At 64.1% G+C, this 2,121-nt stretch carries 3 protein-coding genes and 1 pseudogene; 2 read left to right on the forward strand and 2 right to left on the reverse strand.

What is annotated here, in order from left to right:
* Positions 1-280: 280 nt before the first annotated feature.
* Positions 281-715, forward strand: coding sequence for a hypothetical protein (locus tag EOA33_RS33315; protein WP_126058339.1), 435 nt, complete (start codon positions 281-283; stop codon positions 713-715).
* Between the two features lie 145 nt (positions 716-860).
* On the opposite strand, the gene EOA33_RS33320 is transcribed toward EOA33_RS33315, so the two are convergent.
* A complete protein-coding gene (locus tag EOA33_RS33320) occupies positions 861-1,241 on the reverse strand; it encodes a hypothetical protein (RefSeq protein WP_245455388.1) in 381 nt (126 codons plus the stop codon).
* A 213-nt stretch (positions 1,242-1,454) separates the two neighbouring features.
* On the opposite strand from EOA33_RS33320, the gene EOA33_RS33325 reads away from it, so the two are divergent.
* Positions 1,455-1,892, forward strand: coding sequence for a CBS domain-containing protein (locus EOA33_RS33325; protein ID WP_126058341.1), 438 nt, complete (start codon positions 1,455-1,457; stop codon positions 1,890-1,892).
* Between the two features lie 31 nt (positions 1,893-1,923).
* Here the strand turns inward: EOA33_RS33325 and EOA33_RS33330 are convergent.
* A pseudogene (locus tag EOA33_RS33330) lies at positions 1,924-2,121 on the reverse strand (LLM class flavin-dependent oxidoreductase); the annotation flags it as partial.

Consider the following 2,121-nt stretch of genomic DNA (forward strand, 5'->3'; position numbering starts at 1 on the left):
TGGCATGGGTGTGGGGTCGGGATTGGGAAGAATTGCCGTCATGTGATGTCCCTGCGCTCGGCCTCTCAGGCGCTATCATTCAGGCTCGACGTTAATGGGCGATACAGGCGGAACGGTCGCGCTCGCGTATGGTTCCGATCCGGCCCTACGCGCCGGCCGCGGCATGGGCCGAGCCATGCTCGAAAATGATTCACGACGCAGCCCGTTCGGGGCTTGCCGACCTCCAGCGGCGCCATAATTCCACAAGGGGGTGGGTCATCTGCTGAAACAGGAGGCGGCCGTGAAACACCAGACTGTAGACCAACTCAATGCCGTTGCCGACGTCCATGCCGAGGCGACGTATCTCTTCGCAACCCGCGGCCAGCGCCTCGAACGCTGGGCGCAACTTCTGGAGCAGGATCCCGACCGGCGCCTCGGGGCGCTCGCCGGCACCGAATACACGGCTCCCGACCTGCGCGACAGGATGCGCGCTTCGGGATCGCCGATCACGGTCGCCTTCGAGGATCCGGTCTTTCGCGCTCAGGGCCTGGCCGATGACAGCTACGGCGAAGCCAGGCGCTTCTTCGAGCTGAGCGACTGGCAGTTGCATGAGATCGTCTGCCATTGCCATGTCGGCGCGACGCTGCCGGCCAGATGGGCGGCCTCTCGCGTACGCGCGGCGAACTCGCCGGGATCCGGCTTCTTCGCCTGGCTGCGCGGCGTGTTCATGCACTGACGTAGCAGGCGAGCAGCGCGTCGATGCCGGCTCTGGTTAGACCTCGACCGGAGCCACTCGATCGAGTTAGCGAGATCGCGGCCAATATGGTTCCGCAGTTTATTGCGGTCGTCGGTCGGGTCGGCGCCTTCCCCCGGGGCGCTTGTCATGTTGTCGTTTGGATGATCAGCGTCAGCGTGCCATCATAATCGATGTTGGCAGCGACGACCTGCGAGGAGCTGAGCCCGTTGGCCTGCAAGACCGACAGTGCCTGCGGCGAGGCGTCGACTGAACGCTGCAATTTCAAGAGATCCTCGGCGCTGGTCTCGGTGATCACGGCCTCCGCCTGCGCCTTGATTTCCGCCGGCAGGTCCTCGACCGCCACCAGGGCGATATTGGTGAAATCCTGTGCGGAGAGATCCTGATCGGGCGCCGTCTGGTCCGGCAGCGGCTCTTGCGCAGGGGGCAGGTTCTGGGGCCGCTGCGGCTCCGCGATCTGCGCCGAGACCGGTAGCGCCAGGGCGAGCGCCGAGAGCGTGACGATCATCGTCAACATCCGCATTGTCTTTCCTTCCATTCTCTCGGGGTGGGTTCCTTGCGTCACAACACTTCGACCGACCGATGGTTCCCGATGATGAAGGCTTCAGCGCGGAGCCGCCACCCGACAGCGTCATCTGGTTGAAGATGGAACGTTTCGGACAGGCGTTCATTCTTCCTGATCACCGCATTGGCGAGGGCGCTGCAACGCGAGGAGAGAATCATGAAAATCAGGGATTGCATGACGCAGGCCGTTCGGGTCGCCAGTCCGGACCAGACCTTGCGCGACGCGGCTCGGGCCATGGCCGATCTTGACGCCGGTGTTTTGCCCGTCGGCGAGAATGACCGGCTGGTCGGAATGATCACCGATCGCGACATTGCCGTTCGCGGCGTGGCGGAAGGCAAGGGGCCCGATACGAAGATCAGGGAAGTGATGAGCGCGGAGGTGAAATACTGCTTCGACGACCAGGAAGTGGACGATATCCTGCGCAACATGGGCGACCTCAAGCTGCGGCGGATGCCTGTCATCAGTCGCGAGCACCGGCTGGTCGGCATCATTTCGCTCGGCGATCTCGCCACCGCCGGCAATACTGAATGGGCTGGCGAGGCGCTTGGCGGCATTTCGCAGCCGGGCGGCGAGCATTCGCAGACCGCGCACTGACGGACCACGCCAGCGGCTCGAAATCGACCCGTCAGCGCCAGCCGAGGGCCGGCGCGACGAATTTGAGGATCGCCTCGATCACATGCGTATTGTAGGCGACGCCAAGCTGGTTGGGCACGGTGAGAAGCAGCGTGTCGGCCTCGGCGATCGCTTCGTCCGCCCTCAGCTGTTCTATGAGCACATCCGGCTCGGCCGCATAGGTGCGGCCGAAGACGGCACGCTTCTCGGG

This window comes from Mesorhizobium sp. M4A.F.Ca.ET.050.02.1.1 (genome assembly GCF_003997725.1).
Classification (GTDB): Bacteria; Pseudomonadota; Alphaproteobacteria; order Rhizobiales; family Rhizobiaceae; genus Mesorhizobium.

What these genes read in the sequence shown, in the direction of transcription:
- EOA33_RS33320 (WP_245455388.1), bottom strand. Translation starts at nt 1,241, where the DNA reads ATGATCGTCACGCTCTCGGCGCTCGCCCTGGCGCTACCGGTCTCGGCG.
- EOA33_RS33325 (WP_126058341.1), top strand. Translation starts at nt 1,455, where the DNA reads ATGAAAATCAGGGATTGCATGACGCAGGCCGTTCGGGTCGCCAGTCCG.